The 15,566-nt window shown below is 44.4% G+C and carries 12 protein-coding genes; 1 reads left to right on the top strand and 11 read right to left on the bottom strand.

Annotated features, from left to right (window positions below; all coding sequences use genetic code 11):
* Window positions 1–98 precede the first annotated feature (98 nt).
* The 6 genes from BM415_RS06505 to BM415_RS06480 form a co-directional block, all read right to left on the bottom strand.
* On the bottom strand, window positions 99–1,757 hold the full coding sequence (locus BM415_RS06505; RefSeq protein WP_170862474.1) for an ABC transporter substrate-binding protein: 1,659 nt from the start codon (window positions 1,755–1,757) through the stop codon (window positions 99–101).
* A gap of 161 nt (window positions 1,758–1,918) precedes the next feature.
* Window positions 1,919–3,661, bottom strand: a complete 1,743-nt coding sequence (locus tag BM415_RS06500) for a sensor histidine kinase (protein WP_091155897.1) — start codon at window positions 3,659–3,661, stop codon at window positions 1,919–1,921.
* Entirely contained in the window at window positions 3,642–5,267 is a 1,626-nt protein-coding gene (locus BM415_RS06495) for a response regulator transcription factor (RefSeq protein WP_091155894.1), read from the bottom strand. Before BM415_RS06495 ends, BM415_RS06500 begins: the two co-directional genes overlap by 20 nt.
* A gap of 165 nt (window positions 5,268–5,432) precedes the next feature.
* Window positions 5,433–5,624: a hypothetical protein gene (locus tag BM415_RS06490; RefSeq protein ID WP_139236957.1), complete on the bottom strand. Its 192-nt coding sequence runs from the start codon at window positions 5,622–5,624 to the stop codon at window positions 5,433–5,435.
* 280 nt (window positions 5,625–5,904) lie between these two features.
* Window positions 5,905–7,383 carry an alanine/glycine:cation symporter family protein gene (locus tag BM415_RS06485; RefSeq protein ID WP_091155890.1) on the bottom strand — a complete coding sequence of 493 codons (1,479 nt, stop codon included), beginning with the start codon at window positions 7,381–7,383 and terminating at the stop codon, window positions 5,905–5,907.
* A gap of 279 nt (window positions 7,384–7,662) precedes the next feature.
* Window positions 7,663–9,051 carry an MATE family efflux transporter gene (locus BM415_RS06480; RefSeq protein ID WP_091159100.1) on the bottom strand — a complete coding sequence of 463 codons (1,389 nt, stop codon included), beginning with the start codon at window positions 9,049–9,051 and terminating at the stop codon, window positions 7,663–7,665.
* A gap of 152 nt (window positions 9,052–9,203) precedes the next feature.
* On the opposite strand from BM415_RS06480, the gene BM415_RS06475 reads away from it, so the two are divergent.
* Complete coding sequence (locus BM415_RS06475) at window positions 9,204–10,070, top strand: AraC family transcriptional regulator (protein WP_091155888.1); 867 nt, start codon at window positions 9,204–9,206, stop codon at window positions 10,068–10,070.
* 96 nt (window positions 10,071–10,166) lie between these two features.
* On the opposite strand, the gene BM415_RS06470 is transcribed toward BM415_RS06475, so the two are convergent.
* The 5 genes from BM415_RS06470 to BM415_RS06450 form a co-directional block, all read right to left on the bottom strand.
* Window positions 10,167–11,042 carry a hypothetical protein gene (locus BM415_RS06470; RefSeq protein ID WP_139236956.1) on the bottom strand — a complete coding sequence of 292 codons (876 nt, stop codon included), beginning with the start codon at window positions 11,040–11,042 and terminating at the stop codon, window positions 10,167–10,169.
* A gap of 224 nt (window positions 11,043–11,266) precedes the next feature.
* Window positions 11,267–12,598 carry an MFS transporter gene (locus tag BM415_RS06465; protein ID WP_091155884.1) on the bottom strand — a complete coding sequence of 444 codons (1,332 nt, stop codon included), beginning with the start codon at window positions 12,596–12,598 and terminating at the stop codon, window positions 11,267–11,269.
* Between the two features lie 13 nt (window positions 12,599–12,611).
* On the bottom strand, window positions 12,612–13,499 hold the full coding sequence (gene opp4C, locus BM415_RS06460; RefSeq protein ID WP_091159099.1) for an oligopeptide ABC transporter permease: 888 nt from the start codon (window positions 13,497–13,499) through the stop codon (window positions 12,612–12,614).
* A gap of 59 nt (window positions 13,500–13,558) precedes the next feature.
* Window positions 13,559–14,509 (bottom strand): ABC transporter permease, encoded by a 951-nt coding sequence (locus BM415_RS06455; RefSeq protein WP_091155881.1) that lies wholly within the window; start codon window positions 14,507–14,509, stop codon window positions 13,559–13,561.
* Window positions 14,502–15,566, bottom strand: coding sequence for an ABC transporter ATP-binding protein (locus BM415_RS06450; RefSeq protein ID WP_091155880.1), 1,065 nt, complete (start codon window positions 15,564–15,566; stop codon window positions 14,502–14,504). Before BM415_RS06450 ends, BM415_RS06455 begins: the two co-directional genes overlap by 8 nt.

Here is a 15,566-nt window from a genome sequence, read left to right as displayed (position 1 = left end):
ATGTAATGATCACATCGAATTATGCAAATCCTGATCCGAAGACAATGTAAGGCCGGGTTCCAAGACGTATCAAGAGAACCCGGCCCGCCTTTCCTTGATTATTGACCTTCTACAACCGCAATTTTCTTCGCTACCTCTTCCGTGATCAGCTGCTCATAATCTGCTGCACCGAGCTTGTTAAACTCGGTGATATATTCTCCCCACAGGGATTCAAAGTCTGAAGGATTCGCAAGCACGAGCTGAGGGAAGTACTTTCTCTGCAGATCGGACTTCTTCTGAGTGAAGATCTGAGAAGGAGAGCCTTGCTCGATCTGAATGCTCCACGCTGGATACCAAGGACGATTATCTGGGTCTGCAAACAATTGGGAGAAGGATGCAATGTCGTATTCCTCCAGCAGCTTCTTATCTCCCTCACTGTAAGACATCTGTGCAACTTCCGGCTGACGGCCTGCTCCTACGGAGTTACCATCCGGCAAGGAAGAACCATTACCGTAGCGCGGCCAGCTATATTCAAAATATTTGAACCCGTATGATTCACGGAATGCATCCGCGTTTGTCTTCTCAATCTGCTCTTCTGTCCGATAGAAGCGTCCATTCTCATCAATGGAGTAGGTCTCGCCTTCAATCCCCCAGTTAGACAACACTTGGTTCTCGTCGGTCAGCAGGTTATTAAAATATTTAATAATACGAACTGGATCCTTCGCACTGACAGATATTCCGACACCGCGGTTATTGACAAAGGAAGGCGGATCCAAATACTGGTCCTTAATACTCTCGGCATAAACGATCGGCAGTGCCATGTATTCAAGATCATCATTGCCCGCTTCACGCAAATTGTTCATCGCTTGCCCTGCCTGCCAGCGGTAATCGAAGAATCCAAGGACTTTGCCCGAGGCAAGCTTCGCCAGATACTGATCATAGTTGTCTACAAATGAGGATTTATCAAACAACCCTTCGCTGTTCAGCTTGTTAAGCTCTTGCAGGTATCGCTTGGTAATATCATCATCCGCATAGTCATTGGCTTGATGCGTTTCCATGTCGATAATGACTCCGCCGTCATTCGGATATCCCGCGAGATGCATCGGTGCATTGGTAAAGGCAAAGAACTTATCTTGTGTCGTTAGTGACAGGTAGCCTGTCAGATCTTCCTCTGGATGCTTGCTCACATAATCTCTGATTAAGGCCAAATAGTCATCAAATGTCTTGATATCTGGATACCCGGCTTCCTTGAGCACTCGGCGCTGAATCCAGAAGGCACCTTGTTCAATGTTTGGCGCAGATATGTAATCACCAACCACAGCACTAAGCGGCAGGAAATAAATATTGCCATCTTCTGCTTTCATCAAGTTGTAGTACGGCTCATAGACACGCTTGATGTTAGGGCCGTATTCATCAATGAGGTCATTCAGCGGAATAAATGCACCTGCATCCAGCAGTTTGTCAATTGATGCACCTGGAACAAGAACATCCGGGTACTCATTACTCGCGATAAAGGTTCCTATTTTCGTGTTCTCATCCCCGACCAGATGCTCCATCTTGAAATTGACACCGGTTTGTTCCTCGAATATTTTGCCGATCGTTGTCTCATTCGTATTTTTGTCTTTACCGGCTGCTGCATTGAAATAACTGAAGGTAACCTTTTCTTCCTGTCCTGTTTCCTCACTGCCTGCTGTTGATCCGGGCTCGCTGGTACCGCTGGACCCACTGCTGCAAGCACTAACGATAGAGACCGAGAGAAGCAGGGTAAGACAATTCATCCATAATTTCTTTTTCACGATTCTGACCTTCCCCTTTCGAAAAGCTCGATGAATTTGTAAGCACTTTCATTATAATTTAGAAAGAATTTCTCTTTTACTAGGCAATCTATAGTGAGTACTTAGGAAATCATACTGTTTTCAATTTACTTAAATCCTATCCCTTACGGATCTACTGGAATAATTATAGATACATATGTTCCTATGCCTGGCTCGCTCTCGATCGTGAATTTGAAATTCGCCCCATAATACAGCTTCATTCGATAAATGACATTCTGTATCCCGATCCGCTCGCCCATATCCTCATCCTTCGACATATAAGCATTAATCCGGTTTACCTGCTCTGTTGGCATTCCTGCTCCGTTGTCCATTATGGTGCAATACATCAAGTCGTCAATCACTTGCACATTGACCTTGATGGTGCCACCATGCTTGACAGGCTCTATTCCATGAAGGGCCGCATTTTCTACAAAAGTGACAATCGACATTTTGGGGATCAATCGGTCTTTATCCTCCGGATGGATCTTTACCTCGTAGTTAATCCTGTCTCCAAAACGATACCGCTGGATCTCCAGGAAACAATGAATGAATTCCACTTCTTCCCTCAAGGTGACCATGTCACGCTTCCACACTAGAGAATTACGTAAGATTTTGGCCAGGTTGTGTATAATCTTTGAGGTTTCTTCCTCTTCTTTCATGAGACTGCGCATCCGAATCGTTTCCAGTGTATTAAACAGAAAATGCGGATTGATCTGACTTTGCAGCGCGTTAAGCTGAGCTTCCTTTCGTTCAATCTCTAGATTTTTCTTCTGAATGTCAGCCACATACACATCATTAATTAAGCTCTTCAGCTGCAGCGTCATCCGATTAAACTCATATGTAAGCTGACCAATTTCATCGGTCGTTTCTGAATCGTTAATGGTGTCATAATGCTGATTCTTGACCCTCTTCATGTGCTTCAGAATACGAATGAGCCGAACATTCATGGAACGGCTGATCCAGATCAACACAATGGTTGGCAGCAAGAAGTTCAAGCAAGTCAAGGTAATGATAAAATTGCGGGATTGGCGTACTTCATAGAGAACAACATCTTTAGAGATTGCTGCTGCAATGGTCCAGCTGTTTAGATGATTCGTCATAAATGAAGGCGTCTGAAACTCCAGATATTCATCCGGCAGCTCAATATCTGCATAGGAAACAGCCCCCTTTGATACATTGACATGAGGATCCGTCGTATACTCAATCTCCCCACTGCCGTTCAATAGATATACATTCCCCTGAAGCTGACGATTGCCAAGAATCTGACGAATTGTAGACATTCGGACATCGACTTTGAGCAGCTTGGTATATTCATTTTGTGAGTAATAATAATCCATCTTTCGAATAACACTCATCTTGCCCTGCTGGTTATTCTCACCATGTCGTATGATCAGCGGCTGTGTCTGTTCTGCAGACATGATCTGTTCATACCAGGGCTCTTTTTTCACAGCATCATCTATAAGGCTAATCCCTCCGGAATACAAGAGTGTAGGGTTGTCTGAATATACCGTTATTCCTTCAACAGTGTTATAGACTGCACTTCCTGAATGCAAAATGCGCCTGAGGTAAGAATCGTATGCGGTAATATACTGGGCTGGATGGGGATATGATGTTTCTATAATCTCGTATAGCATGTGATCCGTGTAGAATTCGGAGGAAATTTCGAGTGTATCTTGAAGCTCCCGGGTGAATTCATTTTTTATCTGGGTTAGTGTCAGGTTGATATCTTGAATTCTCTGGTTCTTTACGTTATCCGTCACCCTGGTATAGAAGATGATATTCGTTGCAAGAATCGGCAGGAATACCGCCAGAAAATAAAGAAGCAGCATCTTGTCCCGCAGCCTTACATTATTCAGGCTTGGCTTCATGTGGTTTCTCCTCTGACTTGCCTTCCTTCAGCAGACCTTGGCGGTAATCACTAGGACTCATCTGCATGAGCTTCTCAAATTGAGTGACAAAATAATCCGAATTGCCGTAACCGACGCGTTCTGCAATTTCGTAAATTCGTAAGTCTGTCTGTCTAAGCAGCTTCTTTGCCTCCTGGATTCGAAGGTGGAGCAAGTAATCATTGAAATATAATCCATATGTTTTTTTGAACCGCTGACCAAGATACACAGGATTCATGTAGAACACACCCGCAATGCTCTTGAGACTGATATTGTCTTGAAAATGACTATCTATATATAGCTTGATCTTATGGATACCCCGTGTTCCTTGCTCCTTGCGAAGCTCAGCGATATAGAGTGCACTCTCTGCAGCAAATTTCGTGAATAAATCGCGGATTGCCTTCAAAGAGAGATTGTGGTCGTACCAGGAAGTCATGGGAACCCATGCATCTAGCCGGTCTTCATCTCCTCCCATGTCCTTCAGCACTTTTACAGCATGATTGACACATTGATGAATGTTCATCTTCATCGCTTCTGGTGCATAATTTTTCTCCTGGAAGCTCCGAAACATGGATTCTATAGTGACAGGAAGTGACTCCATATCGGATTCTTCAATCTGTTCCATGACTCGTCTATACATTTGCTCTTCAAGTGGCAGGTACTTTAAAGCTGAATGGTGATTATCATCCAGGATGACGATCCCTGTATCATCATAAATAAATTTATAGAGCAAAGCCTGCTTAGCACTTTCGTAGGATTCACGGATGCTCGCTATCCCTTGAACACGCTTACCGGTATATAAGAACAATCGTCCTTCTAGTTTTACTTCGGTTTGAAGGTGCTCCAGCAAATTTCGTATATTGTTACTGAACATGGACAGCATTCGCTTCGTTATAATGAAGCCAAATCGGTTACGGTGCTCCTGCAAGTACACACGATCAGCACAAGTCACATGCTGAAGCCATCTCAGTATATGTGCTTTGCATTGTTGAATAATGTCAGACTGTCTATCAGCAGACAGATGGAAGATATCATTTATTTCTGCAAACACATAGTAGATCTCTTCACCCGTGTCCATATTTAAACGCTTCTCCCACTCTCGATAAGCACCGGGTTCTCCTTTCTCATTCAGGATGAGATCCATCAGCATACTTGAATTCAAACTTTGATTCAAATGTTCTGCAGTCCGTTCCTGCTGAATACGCAGACTTAATTTTTTGAGCGTAGTGTGGAACTCTTCTTCATCAATCGGCTTCAAAATAAAATCATGAACTCCATATCTGACCGCTTGCTGTGCATAACTGAAGTCATCATAGCCGCTCACAATGATAAAGGATGGTCTGGTTCCTTCATTTTCCTCTTCACTTATCACCTGACGGATTAATCCCATCCCATCAAGAACGGGCATTCGAATATCCGTAATAACTACATCAGGCGACGATTCTCTAATCAGACTTAGGGCATCTTCACCATTGTCGGCCTCTCCGACGATACGAAATCCACATGATTCCCAATCAACGATCTTCATTAATCCTTTGCGGGTAAATACCTCGTCATCCACTAATATAGCTGTATATGTAGACTGCATCCAAAGTCCCCCCTTATAATTGCTGACTTACCGTTATCCTATATGGTAGCGTTTACATATAGGTGTGTTTATTGTAATGAGCGATGTATTTAAGTGTCAAATTAAAAATATGATGAAAATGGGTGAAATGAGAAGACCACCCCCTATAAAAGGCGATGGTCTATCCTACATAGTAAGCTTCTTATATAATTTACTGCCTTCCAAGAGCAGCCTAAGCATAACAGCGGTTTGGGCACGGATGAAAGCTCCTTTAGGACTTGCAAGTGTGGTATCGTCTACAGCCAGCTTATATTCGAACAGTAATTGCTCCACATAAGGAGCAGACCACGGACTGAACATAGCTATGCGCTTTTTCATGCCATCAGCTATAGCGTCTAAACCATCAATACTCTGCCGATTTGGCATGATTCTAATCTAGGAACATCTTATCGCAAAGAGATTCCACGACATACCCGATGAATTATAGGTTTTACTTCATTAATTTAATGTTTAGAAATAAGAATTTTGCATAAATCCCAAAATGAACGATCCTGAAATATATAGCAAAAAAATCCCCGCCTCTCTTTCGAGAAACGAGGATTGCTGTGGATCATTGAATGATCCCAAACATATGTCACTCATGCCATGATGATATAAGTTAGAAATTCAACGTGTTGTTGCTCGGCTTATCTGCAGGCGGGTCTGGAACGTATTCCTTTTCCCAAAACTCTGCATTTCGAATACCCAGCTTAACTGGATCGAATACGGGGTCTTTGCCCTCTTTCTTCTGGGCTTCATAATCTCTAAGCACTTTGAGGGCAGGCTTGGTGAGTAGAAGAATCGCAATAATATTCAGCCATGCCATACTGCCAACGCCTATATCTCCGAGTCCCCATGCAAGGCTCGCTGTCTTCACACTTCCGTAGAATGTGGCGCCTAATATTACCAATTTGAGCACATATTCTAACCAAATCCGGCGCGTTTTTTGATTAATATAAGCAAGATTAGTTTCAGCCATATAATAGTAGGCCATGATGGTTGTGAAAGCAAAGAATAACAGCGCAATCGCAATGAACGGTGCACCAAAACCTGGCATGAAGGTCTCAACAGCCTTGATCGTGAAATCTGGACCTGGACTAACATCCCCCAGATTATTCACAATCGGTGCTGTTCCTTCTGGGATAACATTGTACATTCCTGTGACCAATATCATGAATGCCGTTGCAGTACATACAAACAGCGTATCAATATAGATTGAAAATGCCTGCACCAAGCCTTGCTTCGCAGGATGGGATACTTCTGCAGCGGCTGCCGCATGCGGCGCTGTTCCCTGTCCTGCTTCATTGGAATAAATTCCACGCTTAACACCCCAGCTAATCGCAGCCCCTAAAATACCGCCAAAGGCAGCATGCGCTCCAAATGCGCTTGAGAAAATCATGCTCAATACTGCTGGAATTTCAGAGAAATTCACGATCACAATAAGGACTGCCATTATGATATATCCTGCCGCCATAAATGGAACCGCTACTTGGGCGACATTGGCAATCCGCTTAACCCCGCCAAAGATAATGACCGCCAGAAGAACTACAAGAATGATGCCAGTAACGACAGGATCAATATTAAATGCCGTTGACATTCCCGAAGCGATACTATTCGCTTGAACACCTGGCAGAAGCAGACCAGTAGCCAATACGGTCACGATTGCAAACAAGACCGCATACCATTTCATATTCAGTCCTTTTTCGATGTAATATGCAGGGCCTCCGCGAAATTGTCCATCCTGCTTCGTCTTATACACTTGGCCCAGCGCTGCTTCGACAAATGCAGATCCTGCACCAAGGAAGGCAATCAGCCACATCCAAAATACCGCACCCGGTCCGCCAAAAGCGATGGCAGTTGCTACACCTGCGATATTTCCTGTTCCGACTCTTCCCGCCAAAGCCATGGATAAGGCTTGGAAGGAAGATATTCCCGCATCAGAGCTTTTTCCTTTAAACATCAGCTTAAACATATCCTTAATCATTCTTACCTGCATAAAACGTGTTGCAAAAGTATAAAAGAGTCCTGTCGCTAAACAAAGATAAATTAATGCATCGCTCCATATAATACCGTTTAACCAATTAACAAATGACTCCATTTGCAAACCTCCCGGAATTTATACTTTTACTTTTCATTGCGTCATATAAATTAACTTCATTCTCCCTACATTGAGTTATTATAGTCCGAACACACCATATCATGTCAATATATATTTCATATAAGTATCAATAAAGAGTTAGATCGCTGGCATTAGAGAAGAAACGGGCATTTTGTAATTTATACAGCAGCATGTCAATGTTTATGTCAATCGTGGGCGAAACAAATAAAGAGCCCTGTCTTATACTAAGACGGACTCTTCGTTGAACGAGCATTTCAATTATGTTGCTGCTATCGTTTCAAGAGACGGAGGGGTTACAGCTTCGTTGCTGCTCACTTCTGCCTTCTTCAAATATTTCTTTCCCCTCCATCTATAATAAGAAAGGATGCCTCTCAAATATTCGTCAGCGATCATGCAGGAATAGATTCCGACCAGTCCCCATCCCATGTGAACTCCAAGAACGTAAGAGAGACCGGTAGCTACAATCCACATCGATCCTAATGAGATATACATCGTGAACCTCGTATCTCCAATCGCATTTAGCGAACTGCCGAGTGCCATATTGAGCATTTTCCCCGGCTGCAATATTAGATTCATCCCTAGTAACGAGGCTCCAATTGCAATAATGGTCTGATCATCGGTAAACAGGCCTAATATATGTCTTCCGAATACAAAGAGTATGAACGCATTAACTACAACATATATCGCCCCGATGCCTAGTGCCCTGTAGGCGCTGCGGTATGCCTCCTGAATTCTTCCTGCACCAAACAAATGAGCAATTTGAATTTGGGCTGCCATTGCAATGGATGAACCGAGCAGGAAACAGAATGACTCCAGTGTATTCATGTATGTTCTGGCTGCCAGTTCCGCAGATCCTAGTGTTGCGATAAACGAGTACAGGATGAGCTGTGTAAAGACCCAGCAAGAGGAATTGACTCCCAGCGGCCAGCCAATCTTCATAATCTCGCCAAACAAAGGCTTGTTAAAAATCCGGAATTCCTTCCATTGAATCTTATAATCAAATGAGCGAAGGTACATGTAGAACAGCAACAATACAGCCAGAAGGCGACTTACAACCGTTGATATAGCTACCCCGGTGAGTCCCCACTGTGGGAAACCGAAGGCCCCGAATATGAAGCCATAGTTAAAGAAGACGTGAATGATATTCATCCCAATTGCAACATACATCGGCCCCTTCGTATTCCCTGTATTCCGAATCACAGTGCTCATCGTCGCCATCATGGACACAAGCACCATACCTCCGCCTACGATCGAAATGTAAGTCCCTGCGAGCGGAAGCAATCCTGCTGGGAGCTGCAGCATGGAAGAAATCTGTTCTGGAAACACAAACAGAACGACACTGCATAGAATGCCGATCAGCGTAGTCACGCTAAAAGCCATAATACCGATAATTCGGGCATCTTGCATCTTGCCTGAGCCCAGCTTCTGGGCAATCAGAATCCCTGCTCCGCTGGCGATCGTTGTAAACAACACGGTCATTGCCTGAAACAGCTGATTGGAGAAACCGACAACGGCAACGGCATCATCGGAAATCCGGCTTACCATTAATGTATCAACTGCTCCGAGCAGAAACTGCAGAAACAGTTCAATAAATATGGGCCATGCCAGCACCCATAACGTAAACTTTTTATTATCCATATCTAATATTCCAACCTCCACAACAAAATAAGCGTTTATCTAAAAATCGATCCGAACGCCTCAACATTTTCAAATTATAGATGGTATACTAAAAGGATAATATCATTTTATGAACTCAAACTTATAATATTCAAACCTAAGGATATGAAAGGGCTTTTAATATGACTATTCTTCATTTTTCGGTTCCTCCGCTGCCGGAATATATCATGAGCGGGATCTGTAATGGACCGATGGCGGGTAAGCACCCAAACCGTAAGAACATCGGCATATTTGATTTGCTCGTTGTTATCTCTGGGGAGCTTGACGTCACGGAGAACGGTACTGCCTATCACATTAGCACAGGTAAATATTTGATTCTAAGGCCGGATGCGCATCATTACGGAACGAAAGAATGCTCAGAGGATACAACCTATTACTGGCTGCACTTTCAATCGTCTGGCTCGTGGAGCACGGATTCGTCATCTCTGAAGCTTCCCAGCCATGATTCTTCCGAGCTGCAGTTAATGGTGCCGAATTACTTCACGGTAAATATCCCTCAGTTCGGCACGCTGCCAAGCATAGACAAAACAGAGGCATTGCTTCGAACATTAACAGGACTCGTACAGCATGGTCATCATACTCAATCCTTATGGAAGCAGCAGCTTGTTTTTCAAGAGCTGATGGAGCAGCTGGCCGGGGCACTAGAGCCGCCGATCTCCTCGCCATCCTCCGCCTGTGCCAGTAAGGCCGCTGCTTATATACGTAAACATTATCGTGAGGAATTTAAAGCGCAGACCATGGGAGAACGTATCAACTTTCACCCTGTCTATATCGCACGATGCATGCAGAAGGAATTCAATCGTTCACCCGTCGAGTATTTACTGCATTACCGCATCGAACAGGCAAAGCTGCTGCTGCTGCAAACAGATCTCTCCATTAGCCGGGTTGCTGAGGAAGTCGGCTTTAACCAAGCTGCATACTTCACATCCTGCTTCACTAAACAGGAGGGCATATCACCACGAAATTTTCGGAAGCGTCTGTTTATGTAGTGATAACTCCAGAATATCGATCAGAGCTATTCATAGAGTTCATCTCACCAAGAGTAAAGGTCCGAACCATTAATCGGTATCGGACCTTCACACAAACTACTGATCAAGCTCAATTGTATTTATGGAAGCATAAGCATGTGGTTTAAATCCTTCCGTCGGTTCTCCTTGCGGTATTGCAACCTCATATATAAACCAAGTACCATCCATATCCTTAACGATATATTCGTAAGAGTCTCCAGTAGCTTCTTCCCGAACTTTTAGAAACAGGCTTGCATCATGAATGCTATCATGCTCCAGCTCTTCAACTGCTCCAAATGCTGAGAGCTTAGTCATCCCCTCTTCTTTTAACTGTGCAAGCTCGGTATCTCCGCTCTGCTGACCAATCTTCACCTCATAGCTTGGATCGACATCCATGGACAGCACACCTGTCTCTGGATTGAAGGTGAATATATCAAATACATACAGTGAATATCCATCAGCTGCTTTTACCAGCTCTGCTTCTTTCTGCTCAGTCATACCCTCAAGCTGTAGTTCAATCTCTGTAACAGAAGGTCGTTCGTCTCCCGGCGTTTTTGGCTCTGCCGTATCAGGACCCTCGCTTCCCTGTGCAGAACTTATAATCTCAATGAGAACCCGCTGCTGTAACGTATCCTCGCCTTCAATCGGCCGCTCTTCATATTTAAATTCAAGGACGCTGTTCTCTCCCACCTCCGCAATGGCAGCCTGCATTCCCTCGCCTAACTGAAAGGCTGTCGGCTCGCCATCTATTACAATCTCAACCGTGTGCGGATCAGCAAGACCTGTAAGAGTTCCTTTGGCTTCCTTCACTTCTACCTCGGGCTCATTCGGTTCTACGATTCCCTGGTCAACTCCGGGTTCAGGGACTGGGTCTGCTTCATTAGTTTGAGCACAACCTGCAATCGTGAATGTAAGCAGCAGCAGCAATATCATTTTGGATTGGATCTTCATCATCTGCACCTCCTCTAGTTTATGACGCGATTGGATACTACAAAGTTGCTTGTAAACACATTTTAGGCTCTGACCATTCGTATGTGTTTTAGATGGAGATTGGTGAAGATTGGTCAATATATTGACCTGAACAGTAAATACAAGGGCCGAATCTAGCTGCACAAAAAAACGTCATTTGTACTTAAACAAACGACGGTTTTGTGCTGCTCCATTATGAAACAGTGAGCTTATTTCCCCAGGGTCTCTGCCCTCAACGACAAGCCATGCACAGGCTCTTCATTCTTGTTTAAATTGGAATGGATATAAAACATCACAAGTGCAGCAAATGAAGACATCGTGCCAAGAAAAATTACCGGGATGATCCCCCAGAGATCATATACATTACCAAACATTAACGGGCCAATCATTCTTCCCACATTTGAAAACCCTCCTGACAATCCCATATAGAAAGGTGCGTAATGGCCTGTTCGTTCAGAGAAAAAAGTAGGGATTGTAGGCAGCAGCAACATTTCTCCGATTGTAGCCAGGATCATACCGAGGACCAGATAAATGTACTGTTCATGGAAGAACAGAATGAAGGAAAAAGCCATAGCTGAGAATATCGCACTTACAAACATTTGCCTGACAATCGTTTGTGCAAAACGACTTTTAATCCAGGCAGTAAACGGTTGCCCAAACAAGATCACAAAACCATTGATCGTCCACAGCAGACTGTAGAACTTAAGATCCATCCCCTTCTCGTTAATGTAAGGGGCTATTCCAGTTGACCAGAGAGAAAACGAAAACCAGAAGAACATGGCACCAAGAGAAATAAACAAATATATGCTTATATTTTTCAATAAGCTTTTTCGATCCAAATGGGCCTCTTCCATAATAAACGGATTTTTTTCTTCTGCTACAGTGGATTTCTTATCCGTTTTCTGACTTGAGTGAGGATGTGAATTTGAAGCTGCGCCTCCACGCACGCGCATAAAAAAAAGCAGAAAAATTGCAAACAATAGAGTTGTCGTCCCTGTAAACGTATAGGTCAATGTGAAAGAAATGGATGCGATCAGACCACCGACCATCGCTCCAATAGACAACCCGAAATTGTTGCAGACATACATAAGGTTATACAGCGTTCTTCGATGCTCTTTCCAACGAAACCCAACATAGGCATTTAAGGATGGGAGTGCAATTCCGTTAACAAAACCAAGCAAGCACACGCACAGGATATACGCAGGCCAGCTGTCAGTGAAGGCTATACCATACAGTGCGGAAGCGGACAGAATAAACGAGCCGGCAATCAGCAATTTCGGACCAAGCCGGTAATACAAATTACCGCCTACAATTTCACCTATTACACTGCACAGCGCTTGATACAGCACGATTAATCCAGCTTCACCATAGGATTTTCCCATGATGTTGTGAACATATAGGGTAGTTAATGGCCACATGATCGCTTTGCCCGTTGAATTAACGAAGCTGGCGGCAATAAACAGCAGCGCATCTTTCGGATATATTTTCAGCAAATTGAGATTAGTAAACGATATGAGAAAGATAACAAGTGAACTCTTCATATGACCTCTACTTTCACGCCCCCGTCCTGCGTGGGTCCATCGCATCCCGAATACCATCACCTATAAAATTAATGGATAGCACAGAAAGAATTATAACCAGACCTGGCGGAATCCACAGCCAAGGCTGAGTCGTCAGTGCAGTGATGGACTGTGCCGCATTCAGCATATTCCCCCAGCTTGCAGCCGGCGGCTGAACTCCCATCCCCAGAAAGCTTAGAGAGGATTCCGATAGAATCGCGGCAGCTGCACCAAATGTAGCATTTACGAGAATAGGTCCAATCGCATTCGGTAAGATATGGCCGAAGATGAGACGCGGTGAGCTAAAACCGAGTGCTATTCCGGCCCGTACAAATTCGGTTTGGCGAAGCGAGAGCACACTGCCTCTCACCAGTCTTGCAACCGCCGGCCAACCAAGCAGCGCAAGCACGATAATAATATTCGAGAGCCCCGTGCCGAGTACCGTTACAAGTACAAGAATGACCATCATGCTGGGAAATGACATAAATACATCAATGATTCGATTGATCAGCATATCCACCCATCCACCGATATAACCAGCAATGGCCCCAACCACTGTACCTATTAGAACATACAGGATTACGGTTATAACACCCACTGCAAGCGATACTCGGGTAGCATAAATCAACCTGCTGAGTACATCTCTGCCTACCTGATCGGTTCCAAGCCAGTGTGCACCAGAAGGTGGTGCAGAAAAAGCTCCTATAATCGCATTCGGATCGTATGGCGCGATCCATGGCGCGAATATCCCAACGAGAATCAAGAATCCCATGATAATAAGTCCTGCTACAGCAAGCTTGTGCTGCATAAATCGCTGTCTAATCATTCTCCAGTAGCTATCCGCTTCATAGGAAGGCACGTGAGCCGTGGCTGCTGATGTCATATCTTCTGATGCTGCAATAGGCTGCACATTTAGTGAAGGCATTCATCTCACTCCTTTCATTAACTATATTTGATTCGTGGATCAACGACCGCATACATAACATCAGACCATAGATTTGCGGCTAGCACAGACAAGGCGGCAAGCATATTTACACCCATAAGCAGCGGAAAATCTCTTGAGAATATGGCTTGAATGGTGAGCTGGCCCATTCCGTTCCATTGAAATATAGTTTCTGTAATTACTGCACCGCCGATCAGTATTGGAATATCAAGACCGGCAATAGTGATAAGAGGGATCAGCGCATTTTTTAGTGCATGTTTGTTAATAACGATGAATTCCTTCATCCCCTTAGCCCGAGCTGTCCTTAGATACTCTTGTCCAAGCACTTCAATGACACTTGATCGCACATAACGGATCATCCCTCCGGATATCGAGGTCCCTAGAGTAATCGTAGGCAGGATGAGATGAGTCAGTGTATCCCAGAACCCTCCGCTGCCTCCCATTGAGTTCATACCACCGGTTGGAAGTATACCTAGCAGAACACCGAAGATATAAATAAGACCTAAACCAAGAAAAAAATTGGGGATGGATACACCCAGAAGAGAGCCGGTTGACATCAAGTAATCAAATTTGGATCCGGATTTGACAGCACAGTATATACCAATAGGTATAGCAATCAAATAACCAAACAATATGGAAGCTCCGACTAACAGCAAGGTCGGGCCAATGCGTTCTGAAATCATGGTTGTAACAGGCTGGAACGAACTGAAGGAATGCCCAAGATCACCCTGTAATAGATTCGCTAGCCATTTAAAATAACGGATCATGAACGGATCATTCAGTCCTAGCGCTTCCCTCCGAATCTGCTTGTCCTCCTCCGTTACATCTGGGTTCACGTACATGTCCACCGGATCACCTGGAGCCAGGTTAATTAGCACAAAGTTAAGAAAGGTGACACCAAGAAGCACCGGGAGTGCAATGAGCAATCTTCGAATAATGTAATTAAACATAGATCAACCTCTCTTCACTAGACCTCTCTATTTCGTTACTTATAAGCGGATAATGACAGGCATAGTGATGGTCCGGGTCAGATCGATTCTCAGTAAGCAGAGGTTCCTCTTCCTTACATTTATTATTTGCCAGTGGACAACGGGTGTGAAAACGACAGCCTGCTGGTGGTGCTGATGGACTCGGAACATCCCCTTGCAGGAGGATGCGTTCTTTATTTCGAAGATGTGGATTAGGTACAGGATATGCATCCAACAGCGCCTTGGTATAAGGATGCTTCGGACGATGGAACAAGGCTTTGGCAGAAGCAAATTCGACGATTTTCCCTAAATACATGACTGCAATTCGGTCACTCATATATTTAACCGAGCCTAGTCCATGCCCGATGAACAGATATGTCAGGCTAAACTCTTGCTGCAAATCCTTTAGCAGGTTCAAGATTTGAGCTTGGATCGACACATCCAGTGCCGAGACGGGTTCGTCACAGACGATTAGTTTTGGCTTCAAGGCCACAGCACGAGCAATGCCAATTCTCTGACGTTGCCCTCCCGAGAATTCGTGAGGATATTTACCAAGACTCGATAGAGGCAATCCCACAATTTCCATCAGCCAGGAAGTCTGCTGTATTGCCTCTGCATCCGTCATTCCCCGCAGAACTTTGAGAGGCTCTGTCATCAAGTCCACGATCCGCTTTCTCGGATTCAAGGATGAATATGGATCTTGAAAAATCATTTGCAAATCGCGCCGTACCCCCCGCATTGCACCAAGAGGCAGTGGAGCAATATCCTTTCCCTCAAATAGGACTTTGCCTTTACTAACCTCCTCCAGCTTAACAATGCTCCTCCCAAGCGTCGATTTTCCGCAGCCTGACTCCCCTACAAGCCCGACAGTTTCACCAGGGAACACCGTTAAGTTCACCCCATCCACCGCTTTGATGTGACCGATGGTTTTGGAGAACACTCCTTTTTTGATTGAGTAATATTTATGAACAGCTTCTAGTTGAAGCAGAGGCGTTGCGGCCTTGATGTTCTCCTTTTTATTCATCTGTATGGTAGACAT

This window comes from Paenibacillus sp. 453mf, from assembly GCF_900116105.1.
Taxonomy (GTDB): domain Bacteria; phylum Bacillota; class Bacilli; order Paenibacillales; family Paenibacillaceae; genus Paenibacillus; species Paenibacillus provencensis.
Note: the sequence above shows the minus strand (reverse complement) of the source record. Positions and strands in the feature narration are given on the sequence as shown.